Genomic DNA, 26,595 nt, shown 5'->3' on the forward strand with positions numbered 1-26,595 from the left:
GGGCGTTAGTGTCGGAGCAACTCAGCACATTTGCTACTACAGGGGAGGAAGCCATGACTGAGCACCACTCTCCCGACGTGGTCCGCAATGAGTCCGCGTCGCGCTACGAATACAGGGTCGACGGGGATGTCGTTGGCTACATCGACTACGTGATTGCCGGCGACGCCACCGACCTGGTCCACACGGAGGTTGCCGAGGAGATGCGCGGCACGGCCGTCGCTCGTACCCTCGCGAAAGAGACGCTCGCTGACCTCGCCAAGCGCGACGCGACGGTCGTTCCGAGTTGCCCCTACCTCGCCCGCTACCTCCGACGCTGCGAGGATTGCGCCGTTAAGGTGCGCTGGCCGTAGTCACCGCGCGTGGCCGCGGGCTCGCGCGACGACGCGGCCACGTTGCGAGTCCCAAAACCTGGCCAACATGTCCGCCAGCTCCTCCGCATCCGCATCGGCCCCAAAAGCCTCCGTCAAGGGCTCAAAACGCACCCCGTCCGCGAGCGCGCCTGCCACAACCGGGGTAAACCCCAGCGCGTCCACCAGTGCACAGATGCGGTCGCGGTCGGCCTCGTCGTCGCCCGCTACCGCCATCCCCAAGCGCTCGGGGTCCGAGTGCGCACGCGCGAGTTCCTCGAGGGCGTAGCCGCTGAGGTGGTTGAGCGTCTTCACCACACGCGCTCCCCGCAATGAGCGCGCAACGATCTCCGATGACGACGTGGACGGGTCCTCGAACCGCGCCATCGCACCATCCAATTCCCACCAGTAGTTCATCGCGTCGATCACGAGAGCGCCGCTCACGTCCGGGAGCGTGTCGAGCCGACTGAGCGGTACGGCCAGCACCACGGCGTCGGCTCTCACCACGGTCTCGAAAGGCCCGGTGGAGCCCACCATCTCAACCGCGAGGCCCGCGTCACGCGCGAGCGCGGCAATGGCGCGGCCGATGCGGCCGGCCCCAAGGATGCCAAGGCTGGAAATGGGCGAACTCACGCCCGCCACCCTATGGCAGGCCGCTGGATAGGGTGACACCATGGCAATCCATCCCCGGGCAATCTTCCTCGACGTCGACGGCACCTACGCGGAGCACGGCGTGGTCCCGCAGGCACACGCTGACGCCGTGCGACGGGCGCGCGCACGCGGCAATTTCGTGTTCTTGTGCACGGGGCGGCCAGCGTGCGCAATCTCGCCCCAATTGGTCGACGCGGGCTTTGACGGCATCGTGAGTTCGGCGGGCGCGCGCGTGCAAGTGGGAGACGCGGTGGTGACCGATGAGCGCTTTCCCGCCGACATCGCGCGTCGCACTGTCGAGGCCCTCGACGCGCAGGGCGCCCTGTACGCACTCGAGGCGCCCGATGCCATGTATGCAGGCCCCGAGGTGGAGGCCCTGCTGGACGCCAAGGCCCCAGGGCCGCACGCGCCGCGTGAACGCCAGGAGGCGTTTTCGATCTTCCGCGCCGCGCTGACCGTGACGGAGGACCGCGCTTCGCGGTCGTTTTCGAAGATCTTCGTCTTTGACGGAGGCGGTCCCATCGCGGCCGTGCTCGAGGCTGTTGGGCCCGAGATTTCCGTGGTCGCCGGCTCAAACGAGGCCCTGGGCGAGCGCACCGGCGAGATCTACCTCACGCACATCACGAAGGCTGTCGGCGTTGACTTGGCGCGCAGCGCCCTGGGGCTTGGGGCCGATGCCGTGGTCGCCGCAGGCGACGGGCCCAACGATCGTGAGATGTTGGCTGAGGCGCACACCTCGATCGTCATCTCGACCGCTGTTCCCGACATTCTTGAGCTGGCAGATGTCGTCGCCGACGGCCCCGAACGAGCCGGGCTCGTGCGCGCCTTCGCGGAACTTGACCTCATCTAAGCCCGCCGCCTCCCCGCCACATGGCTCCATTTCGCTGTCTAGCGGCGCCTAGACGAGCGTTGTGTGCCACTCCACAGCTGCTACGCGGTCAGGGGGTGACGGCACGGCGGGGTGGTGCGACAATGGTTGCCGTTCCCCGTTGATGTGTGCCGTCCGCGCAGCCACCGCCGCGCCCACGCATTGACCAGAAAGGCTGTCCCCGGCTATGTCTGTCCCCGCCGAGAACACCGCCGTGTCTACCGACATTCAGGCGACCACCGCGCGCGACAACCTCGTGATCCGTGTGCTCATCATCTCCGCCTTCACGGTGATCCTGAACGAGACCATCATGGGTGTGGCCATCCCCCACCTCATGACGGATCTCGGGATCACCGCCATCGACGCGCAGTGGCTCACCACCGCGTTCTTGCTCACGATGGCCGTCGTCATCCCCATCACTGGCTACCTGCTCCAGCGCTTCCCCACCCGCCCGCTGTACATCATCGCGATGTCGGTGTTTGTCGCCGGCACGGCGTTGGCAGCCATGGCGCCAGGATTCGAGGTGTTGCTGCTCGCCCGCATCGTTCAGGCCTGCGGCACGGCCGTCATGCTGCCGTTGCTGATGACCACGGTCATCTCACTGGTCCCCGAGCGCGAGCGAGGGCGGCGCATGGGAACCATCGGAATGGTCATTTCCGTCGCGCCGGCCATTGGACCCACGATCTCGGGCGCCATTCTCGCGTTTGCGTCGTGGCGCTTCCTCTACGTTGCCGTTCTCCCGGTCGCCATCACCGTGCTGATCTTCGGCATCATGTCGATGCGGTCGACCAACGAGCCCAAGGAAACCCCCCTGGACGTGTTGTCGGTGGTGCTGTCCGCACTCGGCTTCGGCGCGCTCGTCTTTGGGCTGAGCCAGATCGGCGAGTCTGCCGAAGGAAATGTCGGCACAGCCATCGCCTATGTCGCGGTGGGCGCTGCAGTCATCGGGCTGTTCGTGTGGCGCCAGATCGTGCTCCAGCGCACGGACCGCGCACTGCTCGACCTGCGCACGTTCAAGTCCCGCAACTTCGCGCTCTCCTGTGCAATGTTCGTCGTATGCATGGTGTCGCTGTTCGGCACCATCATCCTCATTCCGCTGTACACGCAGGGCGTGCTGGGCATGAGCGTGCTTCAGGCAGGGCTGCTCCTCCTGCCAGGAGGTCTCACCATGGGCCTCCTTGCCACGCCCGTGGGGCGCGCCTACGACCGCATTGGACCGCGCGCACTGCTGGTCCCCGGCACGGTGCTCGTGACCATCGCCCTGTGGTGCGCCGCGCTCACGCTCGGAGAAGGCGCACAGTGGTGGGCGGTGCTCGCCATTCACGTGACGATGAGCGTGGGCCTCGCACTGGTCTTCACACCGCTGTTCACCGCGTCGCTCGGGTCGCTACCGCGCTCGCTGTACTCGCACGGCTCTGCGACGGTCTCGACGCTCCAGCAGGTGGCCGCAGCCGCCGGCACAGCGCTGTTCGTCGCCACCATGACCGCAGTCACGCTCACTCAGGAGGCGGAAGGCGCCACGGCGACCGCGGCGCAGGCAAGCGGTATCCAGGCGGCATTCCTGGTCGGCGCGGTTCTGGCGACCTTTGGCATCGGCCTTGCCTCACTGATCCGCAAACCGGAGTCCAGCGAGGACGCCGCACCCGTCGCTGCGCACTAGGTCAGGAGCTCGGCGCGACTAGCGCATGAAGGCGACATCAGGCGAGTCGCTGAGCGCGGCGGCAACCCGTGACTGCATATCGAGACTCATGGGCGGCATCGCGTCAACCGGGAACCATGCAGCGTCGACGTTCTCGCCGTCCGCAGGTCGGGCCGTGCCTGAGACGTATCTGAAGCGGAACGTTAAGTCGAGATACTGGGCGCGGTCGCCATTGGCGTGGGTCGTGTCAGGCAAAGCGCGGACACGTACGAGCCGCTCGGGCTCCGCCACGATGTCGGCCTCCTCTTCGACCTCGCGGGCACCGGCGGCGGCGGGCTCCTCCCCTGGGTCGATGATTCCGGTCACGGGAGTCCATTCGCCGCTGTCGGCGCGCTCGACGAGCAGGACCTCCTCCGTCCCTCCCTCGCCTGGCCGCAACACCACCGCCGTGACCCCCGGCAACCACAGCAGGTCGTGGCCGATCTTCTCTCGCAAGGACAGGATGAAGTCGGGGGTCGCCATGCGATCCAGGCTATCCGGACTCGAGCGAGCGCCGCGAGGAATAGAACCCGACCCCAGATCGCTACTTAGTTGAGACATCAACGACCACGGCACTTCCAGGAGCACCCATGACGCACGTGCAGTTCGGCATCGAGACCTTTGGCGACCTTCCCCTCGACGATCAGGGCACGCTCATGTCCCACGCCGCCGCGCTCCGGCAGGTGGTCGACGAGGCCGCCTTGGCCGACCAGATCGGGATCGACGCCGTCGCGCTCGGAGAACACCACCGCTCGGACTTTGCGATCTCCTCCCCCGAGATGGTGCTCGCTGCGATCGCATCACGGACCACGCGCCTCACCCTGGGCTCGGCCGTCACTGTGCTGTCCTCCGACGACCCCGTGCGCGTCTTCCAACGCTTCTCCACCCTCGACGCCGTGAGCAATGGACGAGCGGAAGTCATTCTGGGCCGCGGCTCCTTCACCGAGTCCTTCCCGCTGTTCGGGTACGACCTCGCGGACTACGAGGTGCTCTCCGAGGAGAAGATCGAGCTGTTCTCGCGCATCCTCGAGGAAAGGCCGGTGACCTGGAGCGGCACCACCCGGGCGTCACTCACTGACGCGGAGGTGTACCCGCTGACTGACTCGGGGCAGCTGACGACCTGGGTAGGCGTGGGTGGGTCCCCCCAGTCCGTGGTGCGCACCGCCCATTACGGGTTCCGGCTCATGCTCGCCATCATCGGCGGCGCGCCGGAGCGGTTTGCACCGTACGTTGACCTCTATCGCCGCGCGAGCGAGCAATATGGCACCACGGCGCACCCGGTCGGAATGCACAGCCATGGCTTCATTGCTGCCAGCGATGATGAGGCGAGGGAAGCGTACTTCCCCGGGTACAAGGCCATGCGCGACAGGGTGGGCGCCGAGCGCGGATGGCCCGCCATGACTCGCTCTCAGTACGACGATGAGATCGATCACGGCTCCCTGTACGTGGGGTCAGTAGACACCGTCGCACGCAAGATGGCCGCCGCTATCGCCGCCGTGGACGCGGGCCGCTTTGACCTGGTGTACACCGGCGGAGGCGCGATGCCCGCGTCCGCACGCATGCGCGCGGTGGACCTGTATGGCACCGAGGTCATTCCCCGTGTCAAGGACCTGTTGTCCGAGGGAGCGCGCTCATGACCACCACCATCGGCATTCTGGGCGCGGGCAAGCTCGGCACCGTGCTCGCCCGACGAGCGGTCGAGGCCGGCTACCGGGTGCTGATCGCGGGCTCCGGCGACCCCGCACACATCGCGCTCACCGTCGAGGTTCTGGCCCCAGGAGCGACCGCGGTACGGGCCGATGCCGTGGCTGAGCAGGCGGACATCGTCGTGCTTGCGCTTCCGCTGGGCAAGTACCGAGAACTCGACCCCACGGCGCTCGCAGGCCGTGTCGTCGTCGATGCGATGAACTTCTGGTGGGAAACCGACGGTAATCGCGAGGACCTGACGGACCCGCGCACCACCTCAAGCGAGATTGTCGCGGCTCACCTCAGCGACTCGCGCGTGGTGAAGGCCTTCAACCACCTGGGCTACCACGATGTGGACGAACGTCACCGGCCTCACGGCGCGGCCGACCGGCTCGCGGTCGCAATCGCAGGCGATGATGACGCGGCGGTGCGCGCGACCACCGAGGTTGTCGACGCGCTCGGCTTTGACCCACTGCGTATCGGGAACCTCGCTCGTGGCCGCTTTCTCCAGCCTGGGGCACCTGCGTTCGGTGCCGCCACCGACGCTCGCGCGCTATTGGACGCGATCGACGCCGGCGCCGCCCAGCACGATCGCCAGCAGGAGCACAAGGTCAGTTCGGGGAACTGGGCATCCGCGTCCAGGTCGCGTACTTAGGGGTGCGCCCGTCGCCGCTTGAGCGGCGCGTCAGCCGCCTGCCCAACCACGGCAACACGTACGTGGCGTAGTAACGCGCCTCCACCATCGGCCCACCGGCGCTACCCGCCTGCTCCCCCGCCACGGGAAGCTCGGTCTCCACACCCAACGCCGTCAGCACCCGCGCGGCAACCCGCGAGTGCCCAAGCGCATTGAGGTGCAGGCGGTCCGGCGACCAATACGGCGCCGTGGCCAGCTCCTCATCACTCCAGTTGTCGACAAATGTCAGTTCCGGGTAGTCCTCGAGGAGGTCGCGAGCCTGATCAAGGTAGAGCCGGCCGCGGCTGGCCATCATGGAACCTCGAGGCAGCCGCGCCGTGGGGTCACCGCCGGACAGCATGAGGAGCTCAACGCCCTCCTCGGCGCAGCGATCCATGGCCCGCTGGATCTGCCCCATGATGTGAGCGAGGTTGAAGTTGGGCCGCATCATGTCGTTGCCGCCGCCATTGAACGTCACCAAGGTGGGGAGGGGGTCGAGCGCCAGCACCGCCTCTAACTGGTCCTCCACGATGGGGTCGAGGAGCCGTCCGCGGATCGCCAGGTTGACGTAGTCCACGGGCTCGTCGAGCGCCGCACCCAAGCCAGCGGCGACGAGGTCAGCCCACCCGCGCACCGTGCCGTCGGGCCGCTCGTCGCCCACTCCCTCGGTAAAGCTGTCGCCGATAGACGCAATTCGCATCCGTCGATGCTATCCGCTTGGGTGTGCTCACGCGCTATGCCGACCCGCGCCGGGCGCGCCACAGCGCTGTGGGACTATAGAGAGATGCCGACGCTCACAGACTTTACGGCCACGGCCCTCAACGGCCAGGAACGCACCCTCGCGGACTTTGCCGGCGAGGTTGTCCTCATCGTCAACACCGCGTCCAAGTGTGGATTCACCCCTCAGTACGCAGGCCTTGAAAAGCTCTACTCGACGTACGGCGAGCAGGGCTTCAGCGTGCTTGGGTTCCCCTGCAACCAGTTCGGTCACCAGGAGCCCGGCGAGGCCGACCAGATTGGTGAGTTCTGCGAGGCCAATTACGGGGTGAGTTTCCCGATGTTCGCGAAAATCGACGTCAACGGTAAGCACACTCACCCCGTGTACCGGTGGCTGAAGTCCGAGGCCGGAGGCACCCTGAGCTCAGCCATCAAGTGGAACTTCACCAAGTTCTTGGTGGGCCGCGACGGCCACGTCATCGCACGGTACGGTTCCAACACTGAGCCGGAACAGATCGCGGCCGACATCGAGAAGGCACTCGCTGCGGAGCCTGGCGAGTGAAGGATCTCCGCGACCGCCGCTGGCAGTTGGCGGTGAACGACCGTCAGGTGAGCGTCTACCAAACACGCAAGCAGTGGGCGTCCTGGGTCCCCGCGCTCGTGCTGCTGTTTTTCGCGATCAATACGTACCGCGAGGCGGCGACGACTGACAATCTGGACAACACCATCCTCGCCTCGATCATCTGGGGTGTCTTTCTCCTGTTCCCCGCGCTCGTGGTGTTTTGGCTGTGGGGCTACAACCGGCGGCGCCACATTGTGCGTTTCATGAACCGCAAGGACACGCCGGACGGGGTCTCCGTGACCTTGCGTGACTCGCACGCCGGTCGTCACGACTTTGTGGTGGAACCGGACGAGGCGGACCGCATCGAACGCGTGGTCGCCGCGTCGCAAGCGTAGATTGATGGCCATGAGCACCGAATCCGTTCCGGACATCCTCGGCGAGCTTAAGGGTCTCGACGACCCAAAGATGCGGGCGGTCAATGAGCGGCACGGCGACGACCACGGGGTGAACCTGACCAAGCTGCGGGCCGTAGCCAAGCGAATTAAGACGGACCCCGACCTCGCTGTAGCGCTGTGGGACACCGGCAACTCACCCGCCCGCCTGGTCGCGCTGCTGATCTGCCGGCCGCGTCAGTTTTCTGACGATGAGCTGGATGCGATGCTGCGCGATGCCCGGATTCCCAAAGTGCGGGACTGGCTCGTCAACTACGTGGTGGCCAAGAGTCCACACAAGGAGGCGCTGCGTGAGCGATGGTTCGGCGACGCCAACCCCGCGATCGCCGCTTCCGGATGGGCCCTGACCGCGCTGCGAGTACGCAAGGGCCCTGAAGGGCTCGACCTCAACGCGCTGCTCGACCAGATCGAGTCCCACATGCAGGCCGCGCCCGCGGATCTGCAGTGGGAAATGAACAACACCCTGGCGTACATCGGCATTCACCACGAGCACCACCGTGCGCGCGCGCTGGCGATCGGCGAGGAACTTGAAGTCCTGAAGGACTACCCGACGCCGCCCAATTGCACGTCGCCGTACGCCCCCATCTGGATCAACGCGATGGTCGGCCGCGGGGCGTAGCCACGTGACCCACTCGTCACGGCGCGCCTAATCGCCGAGCGTCTGGCCCCGCGCGGCGAGCGCTTCACGAAGGATCCGCACCGCCTTGGGCCCCACGCCGTGCATCCCCAGCAGCGCCGCCTGGCCTGTGGCGAGCACCTGGTCAAGGGTCGTAATCCCACGCTCGAGCAATGCGGAGTTGGCGGGCCGACCGATGCGCGGCAGGTCACCGATCTGGGCGGGAACGTCGCGGGTGCTCATGCCATTCAGCGTAGCGAGCCGACCGGCGCGAGTGCCGCGGCAGAAAAGACGAAAGCCGCTCCGAAGAGCGGCTTTCTTGATGCTGTCTCAACACATCGTGGAGCTGAGGGGACTCGAACCCCTGACCCCCTGCATGCCATGCAGGTGCGCTACCAGCTGCGCCACAGCCCCGTAATCTTGCGATCACCGTGCCCCTGAGGGCGAATGCAATAGTAGCCCAGTTCTCGGCACGGACCAAATCCGCTATGGCGCGCCAAGGCCGTAGTGCTCGAGGTGCCACGCGCCCGACTCTGACTGGGTCACGACCGACCAGGCGGCGTGCGGCACATGCCCCAAGATGCGTGATGTGGGCACCAGTTCAAGGAGGTTCAACAGACCTAATTGGATGGCGGAACCGTGGCTCACGACGACCGTGGGACGAGCGTCCCCGGCGAGCGCGCGTAGCGCCTTCCCCACGCGCGCGGAGACGTCTGCGGCCTTGCCCCATCCATCGATGGACGGGTCCTCTCCGCGCTGTTTCGCTGCCCATTCCTGGGGCCATCGCCGCGAGACCTCCGCGCCCGTGAGCCCCTCCCACACGCCGTACGAGCGCTGGGTCAAGGCGTCCTGGACCTCGACTGGGACGCTCACGAGCTTCGCCAACTCGAGGGCCGATGCCCGCGCACGCACCAGGGGCGAACTCACGACTCGCAGGTGGGCGCCATAGGCGCTCACGATCTGGCCAGCGGCGCGCCGCGCCTGCTCCTGCCCTTCTGGCCCCAGCGGAATGTCGAGAGAACCCTGCAGGCGCCCGGCGGCGTTGTACCCGGTGCGCGAGTGACGCCACAGCACCAGGGTTGTCATGCCGCCTCGATGAAGGCCGCTGTCACGTTGTGGCGGTCGAGCGTCCAGTCGCCGCGCCCGCGCCTGGTCAACTGGCTCCACGCCGTGTTGCCGAGGTTCCCGATGGTGCGGTGCGTCAGCGGGATCCCGAGGAGTCCGTGAAGTCCCACCCGCGCGCAGCTTCCGTGCGCAAAGGCGACGACGGCGCTTCCAGCAGATGCGGATTCGGCCGCCTCTTCGAGCGCTGCGACCATACGGGTCCTCACCGCATCGTGAAGTTCAAAGCCGGGCACGTTCGGCTCGCCGTGGTTTCGCCACACGGCGACTTCCTCGGCCCACTGCGACTCCCGCTCCTGAGGGGTGATCCCCTCCCAGGCGCCGTAGGCACGCTCGCGCAGGCGGTCGTCAACGGTGACGTCCACTCCGACGACGTCCGCGAGCGCTTGGGCAGTATGGCGTGCGCGTTCGAGCGGGGAGGTCACGATGATGGGCTGAGGGCCGATGCGCCGGGCGAGTGCCTGCGCGGCTCGCGTTGCCTGCTGGCGCCCCTCCTCGGTCAAGGGGATGTCAGACGAGCCCTGGAGGAGCCCCTTGACATTCCACTCGGTCTGGCCGTGACGGACCAGGTAGACCTGCATGGGTTCTCCTTGGGGCGACGGGGCCGCTACGCGACGTCGATGACCGGGCAGTCCTTGTAAAGGCGCTCGATGTCGTAGTACGCGCGCTCCTCATCGTGCATCACGTGCACCACGATGTCGTTGAAGTTGAGCAGCACCCAGCGGCCCTCACGTTGGCCCTCGCGGCCAATCGCCTTCGCACCCTTGGCGTGCAGTGCTTCCTCGATGCCGTCAGCGATGGCGATCACCTGGCGCTCATTCGAGGCTGAGGCGATCACGAACACGTCCGTCAACGGCATGGTGCCCGTGACGTCGAGGGCGACGATGTTGGTGGCCTTCTTGTCCTCGGCGGCCCGGGCCGCCTCGCGGGTCAGTTCCACCGCTGCTTCAGTCGCGCTCAATCAACTACCTTTCAGTACGTTCCATACGATCACGCCGAGCACGAATGCCACGGCGCCGATCACGGCCAGCTGTGCCCAACCAAAGTGGTGGGCGCCACCGGCGGGGTGAAGTTCGGGCTTTTCCCGCGGTTCCACGCTGAAGTTTCCCGTAGGTACGGGCTCAACGTCCGCAGGCGCCGGGTTGGTCGACGTGTGCACGCCGCTCAGGTCAGGACGCGGCAAGGGCTCGGCGTCCAGCGAGTCGTCGTCGAGGTCGAGGTGCAGTTCTCCCGTGACCTGCGGCACCTCGGCCGTCATCAACGGGTGGCTGTCCCACGGCGACGGTGCGCCACGATCGCCATGCCCGGAACTCGCGTGCGCTGCGCCAGAGGAATCCACCGGATCGTGATCGGATGACGCGGCGGACACGGGCACAAACGCGGGTACGGCTCCCGTGCTGGGCGCATCCTCGAGGGCAGCGTCGTCCGCATTGAGGATCTGCTCAAAGGACGGCTCGCCCTGCTGCAACTCCGACATCGGTTCGGTCGCCGGCTGCTGGTGAGACTGGCTCGCGACCTGCGCCCACATGTCAACGGGGCGCTCGGGCTCGGCTGGCTCGTATCCCCAGGGCTCGGGGGCCTCAGGCGAGTGCGGTTCGACGTCCGCGGCGGCGTGCGCGGCGCCATCCGTGTGCGAGGGGTCATCCTGGGGCTCCTCGCCCACAGGGGCATCAACGTCTGTCACGCTCGCTGCGCTAACCGCGCTGGCCGCGCTGGCCATACTGACCGCGCTCGCGCTCTGGGGCTGTGGCGCCGAGTGCGCGCTCGGAGCAGATGCCGCCGTTGCGTGTTCCTCCATGAGCCGGCGCTGGGCGGACCCCGGCGGGAAGAGCATCGCAAACATCTCTGGCGACATCCCGGGGGGCATGCCGAGAGGAGTCTGCGGAGAGGGCGCTTGCTCGAGCGGCTCGGGCCGCGGGTCCTCAGGTGTGGCCTCGCCTGCGGCCTCCGCGGCGCCACCCTCTGCATCGTCGTCCGCGTCAGCTGGAACCTCGTCGGAAACGGGCTCGTCAGTACCGTGCTCGGCGAGCGTGTCCTGCTCGGCGTGGGTGTCCTGCTCAGCGTGCGCGTCCTGCTCGGCCTGCGCGTCCTGTTCGGGCTCGACGTCGTGCACGGCGTCCGGCTCCTCGGGCGCCGAGGACTCAGGAATCAGGGATTCGCGTCGCGGCGCTACAGGCTCGGCGGCGTGCTCCGGCGACTCGGCGTTGCCCTGGTCATCGTCATCGTCGTCGCCCTGGTTGTCTCCGGGGGCGATGTCCTGGTCGCTGACGCGAAGGATCTCCGCTGACGCGGTACGTGCCTCGCGCTGGGCGGCCTCTGCTTTCTCACGGGCAATGCGCTCCTGCTCCGCGATCCGTTCGGGAGTCATCGCGGGGATCTGACCCGTCGCGATCATTTCCTCTTCCGCGGTCCAGGTCTCCACCGGGTTGTTGAGGCGCTCCAAGCGGCGACGCTCACGGCGCGATAGCGCCCGCCCGTCGGGGCCAAACAGGGGCAGGCCCTCGGTATCCAGGCCAGGCTCGAGCGGCGCGGTGTCGTCGAGGCGCTGCGCCTCCCGCTGCTCCTGCGCACGTCGCTCACGTCGTGAGAGCGGGCGCTCCTGGTCACTCATCCGATCCTCCTGAATACAGGTCGTGCTGTGCGATGTAATCTGCCACCGCTCGCGGCACCAGATATCGAATCGGCGCCCCGGCCCCTACGCGCCGACGAACATCAGTCGAGGATACCGCCAGGGCGGGAACCTCGACCAGGGAGTGTGGGGTATCCGACTGTCCTAACGAATGACCGGGCCGAGTCACTCCCACGAATGTCGCCAATGTGCTCAACACGTGGGCATCTCGCCACTGCGAGAACCTCTCGAGGGCATCGGCTCCCGTGACGAAGTACAACTGTGCGTCCGGGTACTCCCGGCCCAGATCGCGCAACGTATCGACCGTATAGGTCACACCGCCGCGGTCAACGTCGACTGCGGAGACGCCAAAGCGTTCGTCGCCCTTGACCGCCAGTCGGCACATCTCGAGCCTGTGGTGCGCTGGAGCGGAGGTCACGTCCGTCTTGAATGGCTGGACGTTGGTAGGCACGAGCAGCATCCGGTCCAAGTCAAGGGCGGCACAGACCTCAGACGCCGCGGCCAAGTGACCGTGGTGAATGGGATCAAACGTGCCGCCCAGGACACCGATCCGCTCGAGCGGGGCGCTCACGTCAGTGGCGCGTGCCGATGCTCCGGAAGGCGAAGGTCACGAACAACAGGCTCATGAGTCCGGTGAAGGTGAGCAGGCCAAAAGCGATGGGCTCCATGGGCAATTCGTTGACCACGTGGGTGGCCTCGGCAGCCGCTTCGGTAAACACAGGGGGGACTTCCTTCCTCAGAGGTGATGGCCATTATTCCACGCGTGCGCGCGGTCAGGGGCGAACGTGACCGTCGCCGTAGGCTATCCAGGTCGTTGTCGTGAGCTCACCCAGTCCCATGGGCCCGCGCGCGTGCAATTTCTGCGTGGAAATGCCAATCTCCGCACCGAGCCCAAATTCTGCACCGTCGGTGAATCGCGTCGAGGCGTTGACCATGACCGCTGCGGTGTCGAGCCGGCTCACGAACCTGTCCGCCGCGCCAATGTCGTCGGTCACGATAGCCTCGGTGTGTCCTGTCGAGTAGCGCGAGATGTGCTCGATAGCTGCCTCGATGTCGTCGACGACCTTCACCGCAATGTCGAGGCTCAGGTATTCGGTCGCCCAGTCCTCTTCCGTCGCGGCCACCACCGTCGCTCCTTCTGGCGCCCAGGCAGCGCTGGCGGGGTCCGCGTGAAGCGTGACACCCTCAGCGGCAAGCGCCGCGAGGACGGCGGGGAGCACTTCCTGCGCCGCGTCCTTGTGTACCAGCAGCGTCTCCGCAGCATTGCACACGCCCACCCGATGGGTCTTTGAGTTGACGACAATAGAGACCGCGCGCTCCACGGGGGCCGAGGCGTCGAGGTACACGTGGCAGTTGCCCTCGCCGGTCTCGATAGCGGGCACCGTCGAATCTCGCACTACCGCCTGAATCAGGTCGCGCCCGCCGCGAGGCACGAGCACGTCCACGAGGCCGCGCGCGTTCATCAGCACGCGCGCGCCTTCTCGCCCATAGGCGTCGATGGACTGCACCGCGTCACGCGGCAGGCCCACGCTATCGAGGGCGTCCTGCACCACGGCGACGATGACCTCGTTCGAGTTCGCGGCCGCCGATCCCCCACGCAATACCGCAGCATTCCCCGACTTCAGGGCCAGTCCAGCAGCATCCACTGTCACGTTGGGGCGCGCCTCGTAGATCATCCCGACCACGCCCATGGGCACGGCCTTTTGAACCAAGCGGATTCCGTTGGCGAGCGTGGACCCACGCTTGATTTCGCCGACCGGATCGGGAAGCCCGGCGAGGTAGCGCAAGGCCTCGGCGATGGTCCCGATCCGCTCGTTCGTGAGCGCGAGACGGTCCAGCAGCCCCGGCGTCATGTCGTTGGCGCGACCGCGCTCGAGGTCCTTAGCGTTCGCCTCGACAATGCGCGGCGCCTGCTCCACGAGAGCGTCAGCCATCGCGTGCAGCGCCTGGTCCTTCGCGGTCCGCGTGGCGGTCGCGAGCGCGCGGGACGCGAGCTTGGCGCGCTGGCAGGCCTCGAGAACGGCAGCCTCGATGTCAGGAGTCACGGCGGTGTCGGTCATACGTGCCAGTCTAGCGAGGCGCTCCCTGCGGGCCGATGCCTCGGCCACCACCCGCAGTGGGTGCTGCTGCGCTCACGGCACAGCACTGCGCCTCCTCCGCGACGAGCGCGGAGGAGGCGCAGGTGAAATCCCTCGCAGGCTAGGACCCCCCTGCTGACCGGCGCCTCGCGAGGGCATCTACCGTCGCCGCGAGGATGAGCACTCCGCCGGACACCGCCAATGTTGCGCCGGCGGGCAGCCCCAGAAGGCCAAGCCCATTCTCAATGGTCGCGATCACGAGCGCTCCGATCACCGCGTGCACCAAACGCCCACGGCCACCAAAGAGGCTGACGCCACCCACCACGGCAGCCGCCACACCTGAGAGCACAATCTCGCGACCCATGCCGGCATCGGCCGAGCCCACGCGGGACACGTAAAACACGCCGGCGAGCACGGCCGTGGACGAGCAGATGACGAACGCGGTCCACTTGACCATCGTCACGTTGATACCTGCGCGCCGCGCCGCCTCTTTGTTCGCACCGATCGCGTACAGGTAGCGGCCGTAGCGAGTGCGGTCGAGCAGGAACGTACCGACCATCGCGAGGCCGAGCACCATCGGCACCACGATCGGCACACCCGCGATCGCGAGCGTCGCCGTCCCGCGGTCCTGGCTCAGGAAGTACACCCCCGCGCATCCCACAATCGCGATGCCGGCGAGCTTGGCGATCATGATGGACACGGGCGGGTTGGGCGCACCGGCGGCAGCGCGACGTCGCCGGTCCCACAGCGCGACTGCGACCAGCAAGGCCAGCACCACGACGAGCATGATCCACCCACCCACGACGGGCAGGTTCGCGTTCTGCAGTGCCTTGACGGGCTCTGGGATCAGGCGGTAGGCACCGGCGTCTCCGATGATGATGAGCAGAACGCCCTGGAGTCCCAGGAACATACCGAGCGTCACCACAAAGGAGGGAATACCGACCCTCGCGACAAAGAAGCCAATGAACGCGCCAATGAACGCTCCGAGCCCCAGCGCGATCAGCATCGCGACGGGCCACGACAAGCCATCGGGTTGGGTGAGCCTGACAAACACCGCCATCGTGACGCCAAAGGTGACACCTGCCGACAAGTCGATCTCGCCCAGCAGCAGCACGAACACGAGCGCCATACCGAGCATCACGAGCGGCGCCGCCTGGGTCAGCAGGTTGGCCATGTTGCGCTCGGACAAGAAGGCATCGTGGGCGACGGCGAAGATGATGAACAGGACGATGAGGCCGCCGATGGCCGGCAACGCTCCCATCTCGCCGCCCTTGACGCGGCTCACATAGGCGCGGAAGTGATCGCCGACGCCTCCCTCCATGCCCTTGCCCAGCAGGCTTTCGGCGTTGGAGTGACGGGCCGCCTCTGCGGCCACGGGGTTGTCGATGTCCGCGCTCACGACGCCACCTCCATGGTCTTGGTGCCAGTGATGTAGCCCACCACGTCGTTGGGGTTGGTGTCCGCGGTCGCGATGCGCGCCGTCATGCTTCCCAGGTACAGCACGGAGATATCGTCGGCGACCTTGAACACGTCTTGGAGGTTGTGAGAAATGATGATGACGGCAACGCCGTGGTCGGCCAACCGGCGCACCAGACTCAACACCTGCGCGGTTTGAGCAACGCCGAGTGCCGCGGTGGGCTCGTCGAGAATGACCACTTTCGCTTGCTTCACGACGGCGCGGGCGATGGCAACTGTCTGTCGCTGGCCGCCTGACAGGGATGCGACCTTCTGACGCAGCGACTTCACGGTCTTCACCGAGAGGGTCTGCAACGCAGCGGCCGCTTCGACCTCCATCCGGCCTTCTTCAAAAGTCCCCACGCGAGTTTCCTCGCGCCCGAGGAACATGTTCTGAACGATGTCGAGGTTGTCGCACAGGGCCAGGTCCTGGTACACGACTTCGATGCCGTGCTTGGCCGCGTCTTTGGGGTGGTGCAGGTGAACGGGTTCGCCGCCGAACAACACCTGGCCGCCGTCGTAGGGCTGGACTCCGGCCAAGCCCTTGATCAACGTTGATTTACCCGCTCCGTTGTCACCGACCAACGCGGTGACCTTTCCCTCGTATGCCTTAAAGTCGACGCCTTTGAGCACGTTGACGGGACCGAACGACTTGGTCACGCCCTTGAGCTCGATGATCGGTTGGTTCACCGCTTGAATCTCCGTTCGAGTGAGGCAGGTCCGCGACGCTGCGTCCCCGCTGGGCGGAGGGCTCCACGTCGCCGTGTGGTGACGTGGAGCCCTCCTTCAGTGCATCAGTGCTGTCGTGATCAGGAACCGGCAGTCAGGCCAGCCTCGTCACACGCCGCGGCAACATCGCCGGCGCAGATCTCGTCGTACGACGCGTTGCCGTCGTCGATGACCTGCTGGACGTCGCTCGCACCCACGGAGATGGGCTCGACTGCGATGAAGGGGGTGCCATCCTCGAGCGTCATATCGACCGCAGGAGTCTCGCCGTTCAGCAGTTGAATCGCCAGCTCAGCGCCCGCGGTTGCCTCCACCTGATAGGGCTTGTACACCGTGCCGTACTGCTTACCCAGCAGCACGTTCTGCAGGCCAGCGACGGAGGCGTCCTGTCCGGAGACCGGAACGGTGAGACCGTTCTTGTCCAAGATGGTGATGACGCCAGCGGCATTGGTGTCGTTGGCAGCCCACACCGCGTCGACCTCGCCACCGAGGTCGGTCAGCGCCTGCTCGAAGGCGGTCGCGGAGTACTCGCCGTCCCACTTGCCCGGCGGCTCAGCAGCCGGAGTGATGCCGGCCTCCGTCATGACGTTGTTGGCGCCCTCGTAGAACATCGCAGCGTTGCCATCGGCGGGGTCACCGCCGATGTACACCACGGTGGCCTCCGCAGGATCCACCCCATTGTCGTTCAGGCCGTCCACGATCATCTGACCCTCGAGCTCGCCCACCTTCACGTTGTCGAAGGACACGTAATAGTCGGCGCCCTCGATCGGTCGGTCGTACGCGATGACAGGGATGCCCTGGCTCTGGGCGTTCTCGGTCACCGACACGGCCGCACCCTGGTGGTCCACGAGCATCATCACGCCGCAACCCTGCGTGAGCATCTGGTCGGCGATGGTCGCGTACTTGGCGGTGTCTCCCTGTGCGTTCTGAATGTCTGCCTCAAAGCCGGCCGCGGTGATGGCCTCCTCGAGCGCAGGACGGTCGCCGTTCTCCCAGCGGGGCGACGAGACTGCGTCGGGAAGGATCACGCATGCGCGCGAGCCGTCACCTCCAGCGGCCGCCGCGGTTTCGCTGGACTCTGTCTGAGTGTCCGACGTTGCTCCGGCCGTGGACTCCGCGTCCGCATCGCCGTCGTCGGAGCTACAGCCAGCCAGCACAAGCGCCGTCGCTCCTGCTGCAGCCGCCAGTGTCAGCCATGAGTTCTTCTTCACATCACACCTCATTCTGTGTCATGGAGAGTGAATCCCCTGGTCGCTCCACGTTGAGCAACCTTTCGAAACGTTACGCCGTCATTCGTTCCCGGCATAGACAAATAAGGTTGCGATGTGGCTTCGGTCACATCACGAAACGGTAACGGCGCGCCCTCCCCCGGTTGCGGGCGGCGCCACCGTGGAGCGGCGAATGAGCGAGCGCTAGGGCGTCACGATCAAATCGTCGATGTGCACCAGCGGGCGCGCGTAGTTTTCACCCAGTTCGGCCCGCAACTGATCCGTGGTGAGGCCGAGCATCTGAGGAATCTCATGCGAGGCAAAGGCGCTCAGGCCACGCGCGACCACCACGCCTCCAGGGCCCACCAGTTCCACCGGGTCGCCAGCGTCGAACTCCCCACGCACGGCGTGGACGCCGGCAGCGAGCAACGAGGCGCGCCGGCCGTCGACGGCCGCTGCAGCACCTGCATCCAAGACCAACTGGCCCTGCATGCGGGCTGCGTGAGCGAGCCACGTCAGTCGGGTGCCGTTGCGCTTTCCCGTGACGGCAAACAGCGTGCCGACCTGGTCACCCGCCACCGCGGCGGCGACCGTCGGCGCGGACGTCAGTACCGTGGAGATCCCGGAAGACGTCGCGATGAGAGCGGCCTCGAGCTTGGTCACCATGCCGCCCGTGCCCAGCGCAGAGCCACGCTTGGTGATGTCGATGCCCTCGAGGTCGTCGGGGCCGGTCACGACGTCGAGCCGCCGCGCGCCCGGCGTGCCAGGGGCAGCGGTATACAGGCCGTCGACGTCGGTGAGGAGCACCAGAGCGTCGGCCTTGGTCACCGTCGCCACCAGTGCCGCAAGCCGGTCGTTGTCGCCGAAGCGAATCTCGTCCGTGGCAACCGTGTCATTCTCGTTGACGATCGGAATCACGCCGAGGTCGAGCAGCCGTTCAAGGGCGCGTTGCGCGTTGCCGTAGTGGGTCCTGCGCACCATGTCCTCGGCGGTCAGCAAGACCTGGCCTACATGGAGAGCGTGCGCGGCGAAGGCGCGCGAGTACGCGGCGATCAGCATTCCCTGGCCAACGGACGCCGTCGCCTGAGCAGTCGATAAATCGCGTGGTCGGGAGGGCAAGCCCAGCGGGCCGATGCCGGCGGCGATCGAGCCCGAGGTCACCAAGATGACCTCGCGTCCCGCGTGGCGCTGCGCAGCGAGCACATCGACCAACGCGGTCAGCGCACCCTCATCGAGCTGACCACTGTCCCCCGTGAGGGACGACGAGCCAATCTTGACGACGATGCGGTGCGCGGCGGCGATCCCCTCCCGTGCGGCCATGGTCAGTCGTCCTCCGTGGGATCCGTCCAGTGGCCAGCGTCGCGTTCGGTCCAGAGCTCTTCACGCGCGGCGGACTTGGCGTCCATCCGCTCCTTGTGCTCGGCCCGCTTTTGGGCACGCGTGGCGCGGTTGCCGGTGCGCTCGTGTTCCTCGATACGCAGGTCAGAACCACGCGAGCCGAGCAGTTCGGCGCCGGCTGCCATGGTGGGCTCCCAATCGAAGATCACGCCACCCTCGCGTGGGCCGATCACCACTTCCGAGCCGGGCACGGCGCCTGCCTTGAACAGCGCGTCCTCCACTCCTGCGCGAGCCAGCCTGTCTGCCAAGTAGCCCACGGCCTCATCATTGGCGAAGTTAGTCTGCTTGACCCAGCGCTCGACCTTCTGTCCACGCACTTCGTAGTAGTCGAGAGCACCGTCGCGAATGTGCGTGACGTTGTAGCCGGAATCGTCGACTGCCTTGGGGCGGATCGTGATGGGCGCCTTTTCCAACTCGGGCGCCGCCGCACGGTGTTCGGCCACCATGGTGGCCAAGGCGAAGGACAGTTCGCGCAAGCCTTCACGCGACACCGCACTCACCTCGAAGATGGGCATCCCGGTTGCTTCTAGGTCCTCACGAACCATGTCAGCCAACTCGCGTCCGTCGGGGATATCGATCTTGTTCAAAATGATGATCTGCGGGCGCTCCGCCAAGGGGATGCCGCTGATGGCAGCGTCGCCTGTGTACGCCCGCAGTTCGTCAGAGATGACCTGGAGATCGCGCACGGGGTCGCGGTCCGACTCGAGCGTAGCGGTGTCCAACACGTGAGCAATCACCGAGCAACGCTCGATGTGACGCAAGAAGTCGTGGCCCAGTCCCTTGCCTTCCGAGGCGCCGGCAATGAGGCCGGGCACATCCGCAACCGTAAACCTGGCGCTACCCGCCTGGACGATTCCTAGGTTCGGCACCAACGTGGTGAAGGGATAGTCAGCGATCTTGGGGCGCGCCTTGGACATCGAGGCAATCAACGAGGACTTTCCGGCGCTGGGGTAGCCCACCAGCGCCACGTCCGCGATCGACTTCAGTTCAAGAACAACCGACTGCTCTTCCCCCGGCTCTCCCAGGAGGGCAAATCCGGGAGCCTTGCGCTTCTGGGACGCCAATGCGGCGTTGCCCAGTCCGCCGCGGCCACCGGCCGCGATGACGAACTCTGCGCCCTCACCCACGAGGTCGGCGAGGACGTCGCCGTCAGTGGACTTGACGATGGTGCCGCTGGGAACACCCAGGCGCAGGTCCGGCGCGTTGGCGCCGTGCCGGTGGTCGCCCGCTCCTTGGCCGCCGTTGTCCGCGGTGCGGTGCGGCGAGTGGTGGTAGTCCAGCAGCGTGGTGACTTGGGCGTCGACGACGAGGACAACCGATCCCCCGCGCCCGCCATTGCCGCCGTCCGGGCCGCCGAGCGGCTTGAACTTCTCGCGGTGGACAGATGCCACTCCGTGGCCGCCCTTACCGCCCGCGGCGTGGAGCACGACGCGATCCACAAACGAAGCCATGTTCGTGCTCCTTTCTTGGCGCCGGTCAACGCCGGACACCGCTACAGATATGCGTCAGGGGCGCCACCTCACCGGCGACGCCCCTGACAAAGAATGAAGTGTGGAACTTAGCCTGCCACCACGTCGACGACCTTGCGGCCACGACGGTTGCCGAACTGCACCGTGCCAGCCTCGAGGGCGAACAGGGTGTCGTCCTTGCCACGGCCAACGTTGTGGCCGGGGTGGTGGTGGGTGCCACGCTGACGAATGATGATCTCACCGGCGGAGACGACCTCGCCACCGAAGCGCTTCACGCCCAGGTACTGGGGGTTCGAGTCGCGGCCGTTGCGCGAGGAGCTCGCGCCCTTCTTGTGTGCCATGAGTTTCTCCTCGCTTACTTGATACCGGTGACCTTCAGGCGCGTGAGCTCCTGACGGTGACCAATACGCTTGCGGTAGCCGGTCTTGTTCTTGTACTTAAGGATGTCGATCTTGGGGCCGCGCTCATCGCGCACCACCTCAGCCGTCACCTTGATCTTGGACAGTGCCTTGGCATCGGAGGTGACCTTGTCACCGTCGACGAACAGCACCGGTGCGAGCTCAACAGTCGAGCCCTGCTCCGCCTTGAGACGGTCAACGACGATGACGTCGCCTTCGGAGACCTTCTCCTGGCGGCCGCCCGCCTTCACAATCGCGTACACCATGAAATCGAATCCTTCAAAGCTTGTGGTTTTCCTGCCGCTGCCGTGCGGGGCGCAGGCAGGCCTTGGCGCTCGCGCACCGACGTATAAATATACGCCGCGAGACCGGCCAGGTCAAACTGACACGGCCATCATGTGCGCTACTTCTGAGTGTCATCTCCCTCGGACTCGGCTGCCACCGGCGGCGCGGTGCCCGCGTCGGTCTCGGCGGCCGCGCTCGGGGCATCATTCGCACCCTCAGCGGGCGCGCTGTCAGCGGATGGGGTGGTCGTGTCCGGGGCCGATGCCGCCACGGGCTCAGCCGCGTCGGTCACCTCGGAGCCGGGCTCGACTGCGACGTCGGACGTCGCGTCAGTTGCGGGAGCGTCCTCGTGATCGTGATGAGCCTTCTCAGCGGCCGCAGCGATCGAGGCGAGAGTCGCTTTCACGGCGGCCCGGGCTTCTTCCCGGTCGTCGAGGGCGTGCGTCTCGGAGTGAGAGGCAGGCTCCTCTTCCTTCACGGCAGGCTTCTTCTTCTCCTGCGGCTGCTGCTGGGAGTTTTGCTGGGGATTGCCGCCATTCTTGTTTCGACCGCCACGGCGACGCTCGGGCTGCTTCTCGCTGGCCTCTGGGACGGGCTCGCCGTGCACGAGGAAGCCGCGACCCTTGCAGTGATCGCACGTTTCCGAGAACGCCTCGACCAGGCCCTGGCCCACGCGCTTGCGCGTCATCTGAACCAGGCCAAGGCTCGTGACCTCAGCCACCTGGTGCTTGGTGCGGTCGCGCCCCAAGCACTCGATCAAGCGCCTCAGGACGCGGTCACGGTTGGCTTCAAGCAGCATGTCCACGAAGTCGATGACGATGATCCCACCGATGTCGCGCAAGCGCAGTTGGCGGACAATCTCCTCAGCTGCCTCGAGGTTGTTGAGCGTCATCGTCTCTTCGAGGGTGCCGCCCTTGCCGACGAACTTGCCGGTGTTGACGTCGATGACGGTCATGGCCTCGGTGCGGTCGATCACGAGCGAGCCACCGGACGGCAACCACACCTTGCGGTCCATGCCCTTGGCCAACTGCTCGTCTACACGGGAGTCCACGAACACGTCGCCCTCGCCGTGGTAGCGGTGCAGGCGCTCCATGAGATCCGGTGCGACCTGACCCACGTACGCACTCAGCGAGTTCCACGTGTCCTCGCCCTGGATCGTGAGCGAGTCGAAGTCCTCGTTGAAGATGTCACGCACCACACGGATAGCCATGTCGGGCTCACCGCGCAGCAACTTGGGGCCCTTGCCGTTGGCGGCCTCCGCTTGAATGCTCTCCCACTGGCGCTTCAGGCGCTCAACGTCAGCGCGCAACTCGTCCTCAGACGCACCTTCCGCGGCTGTACGGACAATCACGCCGGCATCGGCCGGAATGACCTCCCGCAGGAGCTTCTTGAGGCGCGCCCGCTCGGTGTCGGGCAACTTGCGGCTAATGCCCGTCACGCCGCCGGCGGGGACGTACACAAGGAAGCGGCCGGCCAGAGAGATCTGGCTCGTGACACGCGCACCCTTGTGCCCGATCGGGTCCTTGGTGACCTGCACCATCACGGTGTCACCGGGCTTCAGCGCCAGTTCGATGCGGCGCGGCTTGCCTTCAAGGCCCGCAGCGTCCCAGTTCACCTCGCCGGCGTACAGCACGGCGTTGCGGCCCCGGCCTACGTCGATGAACGCGGCCTCCATGCCGGGCAGCACGTTCTGCACTCGGCCCAGGTACACGTTGCCCGCCATCGACTGCTGCGCCTGGTGAGAGACATAGTGCTCCACAAGGACGTCGTCTTCCAGTACCGCAATCTGCACGCGGTGGTCCTTTTCACGCACCACCATGGACCGCTTGACAGACTCGCGGCGCGCGAGGAACTCGGCCTCGGAAATCACTGGGCGGCGGCGCTGGCCGTCACGCGATTCGCGGCGGCGCTGACGCTTGGCCTGCAGACGTGTCGAGCCCTGCAGCTGCTCCTCATTGGCGGAGGCGCTGGAGTTCGACCCTGACGACCGCGATCCACGGCGGCGTCGACGCCGACGCGATGAGCCGCCCGACTCGCCATCACCGTCTGAAGTGTCGTCGTTATCTTGCGCCTGCGGGGAGTCCTCGGCACCCTGAGCGTCATCCGCGGGAGCCTCGCTGGCGTTACCCGGCTCGCTGGTGGACCCGTCTTGCTGGTCCTGTCCGTCCTGGTTGCCTTCGCCGCCGTTCTTGCTCCGGCCGCGACCGCGTCCGCCGCGGCGGCGGCGGCGCTTGGCGCCACCCTCGCCGCCATCAGCGGAGTCGTCATTGCCCTGCCCAGCGCCATCGGCGGCGCTGTCGGTGCCGCTATCGCGGGCGCCGTCGGCGGCTTCCGCAGTGCTGGCGCCGGACTTCTTGGAGTCGCCCTTGGCGCTGTCCCCGGCATCGGCCTTTGACTTGGTGCCCTTGCCGGCCTCCGACTTTGCGCCCTTGGCGCCGGAGCCCTTTGAGCCCGACTTCTTCGCGGCGGGCTTCTTTTCTGCAGCGCCGTCCTTGGGAGAGTCGGACGCATCCGCGGGTGCGGTGTCCTTCTTGGCCGACGACGGCGGGCCAGCTGGGGCCGATGCCCGGCGGGGCTGAGCGGGCTCAGGCGCCTGGAAAATAACGGCAGTCGTGGGTGATTCGGGTGTGCTTCGTTCCTCGCTCACGCGGGTACCTCGAATCGGCACGGACCACACTCCGCGCCGACCTAGTCGTCGGTCATGGCTCGTACGTCTGTACGGCCACCTGAAGTCTGCAGGTCGCGGCGGACAGCGGCGCCTGGCTGATGAGCGCCTATCCCCGATGTCTCCGCCTGCCGGCTGTAGCCCGGCGGGACCAGGACGGGACTGGCTGCTTCGCAGTCGCTGCGTCTGTCGCGCGGTTGGCACCCGGTGTGGCTAGGTGCGACCTGCGGACCATTGTGACACACCAAGCGCCATACCCACCTATATGCCCTGGATCCAGCGTGTCTGGCGCATCGTAATCGAACCGTAATGGGCGCCGGGACCTTGGTCCCGCCACCAGCACTAGCCGCTCCCGGGTACGTTGGATGCCATCGATGTGTAATTGAAGGGAAGTCCCCCCGTGGATGTGCTCGACCTCGCACGGTGGCAGTTCGGCATTACTACCGTCTACCACTTCATCCTGGTTCCTCTGACGATCGGCCTGTCGACGCTGGTGGCGATCATGCAGACCACCTGGGTGCGCACCGGCAAGCAGAAGTACTACCGAATGACGAAGTTCTTCGGAAAGTTGCTGCTCATCAACTTCGCGCTCGGCATCGCGACCGGCATTGTGCAGGAGTTCCAGTTCGGCATGAACTGGTCGGAGTACTCCCGCTTTGTGGGTGACGTCTTTGGCGCGCCGCTCGCGATGGAAGCGCTGCTGGCCTTCTTCCTGGAGTCGACGTTCTTGGGGCTGTGGATCTTTGGTTGGGACAGGCTGCCCAAGAAGGTGCACCTGGCCACCATCTGGGCGTTCGCCATCGGTTCCCTCCTGTCGGCGTACTTCATCCTCGCCGCTAACTCGTGGATGCAGCACCCTGTGGGCGCGGAGTACAACGCGGAAACTGGGCGCGCCGAGATGACCGACATATGGGCGGTACTCACGAACAACACGACCCTTGTGGCGTTCCCGCACGTCATCTCCACTGCCTTCCTGGTGGCGGGCACGTTCGTCGCAGGTATCTCCGTCTACTGGATGGTGCGCAAGTCTCGCGAAGACAAGAAGTCGGCGGACATCGACATCTATCGCACGTCCGCGCGCTTTGGAGCCGTGGTGATGCTCCTGGCGGGAATCGGCGTCATCATCACGGGCGACATCCAGGCGAAGCTGATGTTCGAACAGCAGCCCATCAAGATGGCCGCGGCTGAGGGCCTCATGGATACGCCAGACGGGCCCGCCCCGTTCTCGCTGTTGACCATCGGCAACCTCGCAGGAAATGACCCTGAGTCCGTGCAGCACGTGCTCGAGATCCCTGGCCTTACCTCGTATCTGGCCACCGGCAGCTGGGACGGCGAGGTGCTCGGCATCAACGACCTGCAGGAGATCTATGCCGAGCGCTACGGCGCCACCACTCCTGACGGTGAAGTGATCGAGTACCGCCCCAACCTGCTCGTGACCTACTGGTCGTTCCGCCTCATGATTGGCTTGGCCGCGTTCTCCGCCGCCTTGTCGGTGCTGATCTTCTGGTTCACGCGGAAAAAGCAGGTCATCGAGCAACCGTGGATGTCGAAGCTTGCCCTCATCTCGATCCCCATGCCATTCGCTGCCGCCAGCTTTGGCTGGATCTTCACCGAGATGGGCCGTCAGCCGTTCGTCGTCGCTCCCAACCCCACGGGATCCGACGAGATCATGCTGATGACCATGTTTGGGGTCTCGGAAGCGACCTCGGTCTTCGAAGTAGCACTGTCACTGACCGTGTTCACGGTCTTGTACGCAATCCTCGGGGTCTTCTGGGCCAAGCTCATGCATCGCTACACCGTGGAGGGGCTGCCGGACGTCGAGCCCGAACAGGTCTCCGCTGACCCCGACCGACCCATGTCCTTCGCGTACTAGGAGTCCCCCATGGATCTCGCACTCGTCTGGTTCATCCTTATCGCGGTCCTGTGGACCGGTTACCTGGTTCTCGAGGGCTTCGACTTTGGCGTCGGCATGCTCATGGAGAAGGTCGGCAAGGGCGACAAGGGTCGCCGCGTGGCCCTCAACACGATTGGGCCCGTCTGGGACGGCAACGAGGTGTGGCTGCTCACCGCAGGTGGCGCCATGTTCGCGGCCTTCCCGCACTGGTACGCCACGCTGTTCTCCGGCTTCTATATCCCGCTGCTGCTGATCCTCATCGCACTCATTGTGCGCGCGGTGGCCATCGAGTACCGCGGCAAGATCAACGACGACGCCTGGCGGCGCCGTTGGGACTGGGCCATCATGGGGTCCGCCTGGATCCCCTCCATCTTGTGGGGCGTGGCATTCGCCAACATCGTGCGCGGCGTGCCGATCGACGAGACCATGACCTACACAGGCGGGTTCTTCAACCTGCTGAACCCGTACGCGCTGCTGGGCGGCGCGACCACGCTGGTCCTGTTCCTCAGCCACGGCGCGATCTTCTTGGCGCTCAAGACCTCGGGAGAGGTTCACGACCGCGCTGCAAGCGTTGCTAAGACCTTGGCACCCATCGCAGTAGTCGTCGCAGGCACGTTTGCGATCTGGACGCAGGTGGCCTACTCCGTGACGTGGACCTGGGCGGCGGTGGCCGTTGCGGCGCTGGCACTTCTGGGCGCGTGGTTCTTCGGGAACCAGGGCTCGTACGGCAAGGCGTTCGCCGCGAACGCTGTCGCGATCGCCGCCGCCGTGGTGCTCATTTTCGGGTCGCTCTACCCCGACGTGATGCCGTCGTCCACTGACCCGGCGTACTCCCTCACCGTCGACAACGCCTCCTCTACGGACTACACGCTGACCGTCATGACCTGGGTCGCCGTCATCCTGGTACCCATCGTCTTGGCGTACCAGAGCTGGAGTTACTGGGTGTTCCGCCGTCGCCTGTCGATGGACCACATCCCCGAGCACAATTCGCTGACCTTCCTTCCAAAGAAGAAGTAGC

At 66.2% G+C, this 26,595-nt stretch carries 29 protein-coding genes and 1 tRNA gene; 10 read left to right on the top strand and 20 right to left on the bottom strand.

Annotated features, from left to right (window positions below; translation table 11 throughout):
• Positions 1–53: 53 nt before the first annotated feature.
• Complete coding sequence (locus AOP75_RS10800) at positions 54–350, top strand: GNAT family N-acetyltransferase (RefSeq protein ID WP_062079090.1); 297 nt, start codon at positions 54–56, stop codon at positions 348–350.
• On the opposite strand, the gene AOP75_RS10805 is transcribed toward AOP75_RS10800, so the two are convergent.
• The gene (locus tag AOP75_RS10805; RefSeq protein ID WP_201774160.1) at positions 351–980 is read right to left on the bottom strand and encodes an NADPH-dependent F420 reductase; all 630 of its coding nucleotides are present in this window, start codon (positions 978–980) and stop codon (positions 351–353) included.
• A gap of 40 nt (positions 981–1,020) precedes the next feature.
• On the opposite strand from AOP75_RS10805, the gene AOP75_RS10810 reads away from it, so the two are divergent.
• Together AOP75_RS10810 and AOP75_RS10815 are read left to right on the top strand one after the other, a co-directional pair.
• Entirely contained in the window at positions 1,021–1,848 is an 828-nt protein-coding gene (locus AOP75_RS10810; RefSeq protein WP_062079092.1) for an HAD hydrolase family protein, read from the top strand.
• 205 nt (positions 1,849–2,053) lie between these two features.
• Positions 2,054–3,526, top strand: a complete 1,473-nt coding sequence (locus AOP75_RS10815) for a DHA2 family efflux MFS transporter permease subunit (RefSeq protein ID WP_062079093.1) — start codon at positions 2,054–2,056, stop codon at positions 3,524–3,526.
• 18 nt (positions 3,527–3,544) lie between these two features.
• On the opposite strand, the gene AOP75_RS10820 is transcribed toward AOP75_RS10815, so the two are convergent.
• The gene (locus AOP75_RS10820; RefSeq protein ID WP_062079094.1) at positions 3,545–4,027 is read right to left on the bottom strand and encodes an NUDIX hydrolase; all 483 of its coding nucleotides are present in this window, start codon (positions 4,025–4,027) and stop codon (positions 3,545–3,547) included.
• Between the two features lie 107 nt (positions 4,028–4,134).
• Between AOP75_RS10820 and AOP75_RS10825 the strand changes: the two genes are divergently transcribed.
• Positions 4,135–5,181, top strand: coding sequence for an LLM class flavin-dependent oxidoreductase (locus AOP75_RS10825; protein ID WP_062079095.1), 1,047 nt, complete (start codon positions 4,135–4,137; stop codon positions 5,179–5,181).
• Positions 5,178–5,885: an NADPH-dependent F420 reductase gene (locus AOP75_RS10830; protein WP_083966925.1), complete on the top strand. Its 708-nt coding sequence runs from the start codon at positions 5,178–5,180 to the stop codon at positions 5,883–5,885. The genes AOP75_RS10825 and AOP75_RS10830 overlap by 4 nt, the downstream gene beginning before the upstream one ends.
• Here AOP75_RS10830 and AOP75_RS10835 read toward each other — a convergent pair.
• Positions 5,842–6,603 carry an SGNH/GDSL hydrolase family protein gene (locus AOP75_RS10835; RefSeq protein ID WP_062079096.1) on the bottom strand — a complete coding sequence of 254 codons (762 nt, stop codon included), beginning with the start codon at positions 6,601–6,603 and terminating at the stop codon, positions 5,842–5,844. The genes AOP75_RS10830 and AOP75_RS10835 overlap by 44 nt on opposite strands.
• An 84-nt stretch (positions 6,604–6,687) precedes the next feature.
• On the opposite strand from AOP75_RS10835, the gene AOP75_RS10840 reads away from it, so the two are divergent.
• From AOP75_RS10840 to AOP75_RS10850, 3 genes are read left to right on the top strand one after another with little or no spacing between them, the layout of a single operon-like run.
• Positions 6,688–7,182 (top strand): glutathione peroxidase, encoded by a 495-nt coding sequence (locus AOP75_RS10840; protein ID WP_062079097.1) that lies wholly within the window; start codon positions 6,688–6,690, stop codon positions 7,180–7,182.
• Entirely contained in the window at positions 7,179–7,577 is a 399-nt protein-coding gene (locus AOP75_RS10845) for a hypothetical protein (RefSeq protein ID WP_062079098.1), read from the top strand. The genes AOP75_RS10840 and AOP75_RS10845 overlap by 4 nt, the downstream gene beginning before the upstream one ends.
• A 4-nt stretch (positions 7,578–7,581) precedes the next feature.
• On the top strand, positions 7,582–8,253 hold the full coding sequence (locus AOP75_RS10850) for a DNA alkylation repair protein (RefSeq protein ID WP_439645202.1): 672 nt from the start codon (positions 7,582–7,584) through the stop codon (positions 8,251–8,253).
• Positions 8,254–8,280: 27 nt separating this feature from the next.
• Here the strand turns inward: AOP75_RS10850 and AOP75_RS10855 are convergent, their stop codons facing one another.
• From AOP75_RS10855 to AOP75_RS10930, 17 genes are all read right to left on the bottom strand, one after another.
• The gene (locus tag AOP75_RS10855) at positions 8,281–8,493 is read right to left on the bottom strand and encodes a helix-hairpin-helix domain-containing protein (RefSeq protein ID WP_062079099.1); all 213 of its coding nucleotides are present in this window, start codon (positions 8,491–8,493) and stop codon (positions 8,281–8,283) included.
• A gap of 98 nt (positions 8,494–8,591) precedes the next feature.
• A tRNA-Ala gene (locus AOP75_RS10860) sits at positions 8,592–8,664 on the bottom strand.
• Between the two features lie 72 nt (positions 8,665–8,736).
• Positions 8,737–9,336, bottom strand: coding sequence for a histidine phosphatase family protein (locus AOP75_RS10865; RefSeq protein WP_062079100.1), 600 nt, complete (start codon positions 9,334–9,336; stop codon positions 8,737–8,739).
• Positions 9,333–9,953 carry a histidine phosphatase family protein gene (locus AOP75_RS10870; protein WP_062079101.1) on the bottom strand — a complete coding sequence of 207 codons (621 nt, stop codon included), beginning with the start codon at positions 9,951–9,953 and terminating at the stop codon, positions 9,333–9,335. Before AOP75_RS10870 ends, AOP75_RS10865 begins: the two co-directional genes overlap by 4 nt.
• 26 nt (positions 9,954–9,979) lie before the next feature.
• On the bottom strand, positions 9,980–10,333 hold the full coding sequence (rsfS, locus tag AOP75_RS10875) for a ribosome silencing factor (protein WP_062079102.1): 354 nt from the start codon (positions 10,331–10,333) through the stop codon (positions 9,980–9,982).
• Positions 10,334–11,983, bottom strand: a complete 1,650-nt coding sequence (locus AOP75_RS10880) for a hypothetical protein (RefSeq protein ID WP_062079103.1) — start codon at positions 11,981–11,983, stop codon at positions 10,334–10,336.
• A complete protein-coding gene (gene nadD / locus AOP75_RS10885) occupies positions 11,976–12,572 on the bottom strand; it encodes a nicotinate-nucleotide adenylyltransferase (protein WP_062079104.1) in 597 nt (198 codons plus the stop codon). Before nadD ends, AOP75_RS10880 begins: the two co-directional genes overlap by 8 nt.
• A 1-nt stretch (position 12,573) precedes the next feature.
• A complete protein-coding gene (locus tag AOP75_RS12725; protein ID WP_162488574.1) occupies positions 12,574–12,720 on the bottom strand; it encodes a hypothetical protein in 147 nt (48 codons plus the stop codon).
• Positions 12,721–12,774: 54 nt separating this feature from the next.
• Entirely contained in the window at positions 12,775–14,061 is a 1,287-nt protein-coding gene (locus tag AOP75_RS10890) for a glutamate-5-semialdehyde dehydrogenase (RefSeq protein WP_062079105.1), read from the bottom strand.
• 139 nt (positions 14,062–14,200) lie between these two features.
• Entirely contained in the window at positions 14,201–15,478 is a 1,278-nt protein-coding gene (locus AOP75_RS10895) for a sugar ABC transporter permease (protein ID WP_236683152.1), read from the bottom strand.
• The gene (locus AOP75_RS10900) at positions 15,475–16,224 is read right to left on the bottom strand and encodes an ATP-binding cassette domain-containing protein (RefSeq protein ID WP_062079106.1); all 750 of its coding nucleotides are present in this window, start codon (positions 16,222–16,224) and stop codon (positions 15,475–15,477) included. The genes AOP75_RS10895 and AOP75_RS10900 overlap by 4 nt, the downstream gene beginning before the upstream one ends.
• Before the next feature lie 119 nt (positions 16,225–16,343).
• Positions 16,344–17,471 (bottom strand): sugar ABC transporter substrate-binding protein, encoded by a 1,128-nt coding sequence (locus tag AOP75_RS10905; protein ID WP_062079107.1) that lies wholly within the window; start codon positions 17,469–17,471, stop codon positions 16,344–16,346.
• Between the two features lie 201 nt (positions 17,472–17,672).
• Positions 17,673–18,788 carry a glutamate 5-kinase gene (gene proB, locus AOP75_RS10910; RefSeq protein ID WP_062079108.1) on the bottom strand — a complete coding sequence of 372 codons (1,116 nt, stop codon included), beginning with the start codon at positions 18,786–18,788 and terminating at the stop codon, positions 17,673–17,675.
• Between the two features lie 2 nt (positions 18,789–18,790).
• Complete coding sequence (gene obgE / locus AOP75_RS10915) at positions 18,791–20,317, bottom strand: GTPase ObgE (RefSeq protein WP_062079109.1); 1,527 nt, start codon at positions 20,315–20,317, stop codon at positions 18,791–18,793.
• Between the two features lie 107 nt (positions 20,318–20,424).
• Positions 20,425–20,676, bottom strand: coding sequence for a 50S ribosomal protein L27 (gene rpmA, locus AOP75_RS10920; RefSeq protein ID WP_062079110.1), 252 nt, complete (start codon positions 20,674–20,676; stop codon positions 20,425–20,427).
• Between the two features lie 14 nt (positions 20,677–20,690).
• On the bottom strand, positions 20,691–20,999 hold the full coding sequence (gene rplU / locus AOP75_RS10925; protein ID WP_062079111.1) for a 50S ribosomal protein L21: 309 nt from the start codon (positions 20,997–20,999) through the stop codon (positions 20,691–20,693).
• 137 nt (positions 21,000–21,136) lie between these two features.
• The gene (locus AOP75_RS10930; RefSeq protein ID WP_062079112.1) at positions 21,137–23,665 is read right to left on the bottom strand and encodes an Rne/Rng family ribonuclease; all 2,529 of its coding nucleotides are present in this window, start codon (positions 23,663–23,665) and stop codon (positions 21,137–21,139) included.
• A gap of 418 nt (positions 23,666–24,083) precedes the next feature.
• On the opposite strand from AOP75_RS10930, the gene AOP75_RS10935 reads away from it, so the two are divergent.
• Positions 24,084–25,556 carry a cytochrome ubiquinol oxidase subunit I gene (locus AOP75_RS10935; RefSeq protein ID WP_062079113.1) on the top strand — a complete coding sequence of 491 codons (1,473 nt, stop codon included), beginning with the start codon at positions 24,084–24,086 and terminating at the stop codon, positions 25,554–25,556.
• 9 nt (positions 25,557–25,565) lie between these two features.
• Positions 25,566–26,594 (top strand): cytochrome d ubiquinol oxidase subunit II, encoded by a 1,029-nt coding sequence (gene cydB, locus AOP75_RS12730; RefSeq protein WP_062079114.1) that lies wholly within the window; start codon positions 25,566–25,568, stop codon positions 26,592–26,594.
• Position 26,595: the final 1 nt, after the last annotated feature.

This window comes from Demequina globuliformis (genome assembly GCF_000975155.1).
Lineage (GTDB): Bacteria > Actinomycetota > Actinomycetes > Actinomycetales > Demequinaceae > Demequina > Demequina globuliformis.